The organism is Streptomyces sp. NPDC021100 (genome assembly GCF_044333095.1).
Classification (GTDB): Bacteria; Actinomycetota; Actinomycetes; order Streptomycetales; family Streptomycetaceae; genus Streptomyces.
This window is the reverse complement of the sequence record NZ_JBIRQH010000055.1, coordinates 1-1,663: the sequence shown is the minus strand read 5'-3', so window position 1 is coordinate 1,663 and position 1,663 is coordinate 1. Positions and strand designations below refer to the sequence as shown.

The 1,663-nt window shown below is 74.0% G+C and carries 1 protein-coding gene; it reads left to right on the top strand.

Translation table 11 applies throughout. The features are described from left to right. Positions 1-53: 53 nt before the first annotated feature. A partial coding sequence (locus tag ACH4PU_RS36180) for a polyketide synthase dehydratase domain-containing protein (protein WP_398282338.1) occupies positions 54-1,663 on the top strand: 1,610 nt, incomplete at its 3' end.

Below are 1,663 nucleotides of genomic sequence, written 5' to 3'. Positions count from 1 at the left end.
CGGCGTTGGTGGAGTTGGCGGTGCGGGCCGGTGATGAGGTGGGGTGTGGCCGGTTGGACGACCTCACCCTCACCACACCCCTCGTCCTCCCCGAGGACGGAGCGGTCGCGCTCCACGTCTCCGTGGGTGCCCCCGGCCCGACCGGTGAGCGGCCGGTCACCGTGTACTCCCGGCCGGAGGACGCGCCAGCCGACCAGCAGTGGACCCGGCACGCGACCGGCGTCATGAGCGCCGGTACCGCCGCGTCCCCGGCCACTGCCGCGGTCGGGACCACAGACGGCCCATGGCCGCCGGCCGGTGCCGAGCCGGTGGAGCTCACCGGGCTGTACGAGCGGTTGGACGAGGCCGGCCTCGCCTACGAAGGGCCCTTCCAGGGGCTGACGGCCGCCTGGCGGCAGGACGAAGCCGTCCTCGCGGAGGTGAGTCTCCCGGAGGGCACCGACATCGGCGGCTTCGGCCTCCACCCGGCCCTGCTCGACGCCGCACTGCACGCCACGGCTCTCCTCGGCCTGCCGAACGAACCCGGGCAGGTCCTGCTGCCGTTCTCATGGACCGGCGTCTGCCTCCAGGCGACCGGGGCCTCCGCTCTACGCGTCAGGATCTCGCGCACGTCCGATGGCGGTATCTCCTTGACGGCGGCCGACGGCACCGGGCAACCCGTGATCTCGTTCGACTCCCTCACCCTCCGCGCGGTCGCAGCCGATCAACTGCGCTCCCTCGGGGCACGCGCCGACGACGCGCTCTACCGGCTGGACTGGGTGCCCACCCCGCCCGTCGCTTCTGTCGCCACCGAAGGCTGGGCGCTGGTGGCCGACGACCGCGACGGGGTGCGAGCGTCCCTCCCGTTCACCCACTACACGGACCTGGCCACGGTGGCCGCCGCGGGGGCCGTCGACGCGGTGGTGATCCCGGTGGCACCGGCGGGCGACGGATCGCCCTCGGCCGTCCACGTGACGGTGGCACGCGCCCTGTCCACCGTGCAGTCGTGGCTGACGGAGGAACGCTTCGGCGCGGCACGGCTGGTGTTCGTGACCCGCCGGGCCGTCGCCGTCGCGGCGCACGAAGACGTCGAGGACCCCGCTGCCGCCGCCGTCTGGGGTCTGGTGCGCTCGGCGCAGTCGGAGCACCCGGGCCGGTTCGTCCTCGTCGACGTCGACGGCGATGCCGCCTCCTGGGCCGCGCTTCCGGCCGCTGTGGCCACCGGCGAGCCCCAACTGGCACTGCGTCAGGGCGAGCTTCGCGCGGCACGCCTGGCTCGCCCGGGCGACGGTAGCGCCCTGACGCTCCCGACCGGCGCACGGGACTGGCGGCTGGAGGTGGCGGAAAGGGGAACACTGGACGGGCTGCGCCTGCTGCCCGCCGAACAGGCGACCGAACCTCTCGGTGCCGGCCAGGTCCGCGTCGCGGTCCGTGCCACCGGACTCAACTTCCGCGACGTCCTGCTCACCCTCGGCGTGGTCGACCAGGAGGGCCTCGGCAGCGAAGGCGCGGGAGTGGTGGTCGAGGTCGGACCGGGGGTCACCCACCTGGCTCCGGGAGACCGGGCGTTCGGATTGTTCGCCGGTTCGATGGGTTCGGTGGTGGTGGCGGATGCGCGGATGTTGGTGGGGGTGCCGGAGGGGTGGTCGTTCGCGCGGGCGGCTTCGGTGCCTGTGGTGTTCCT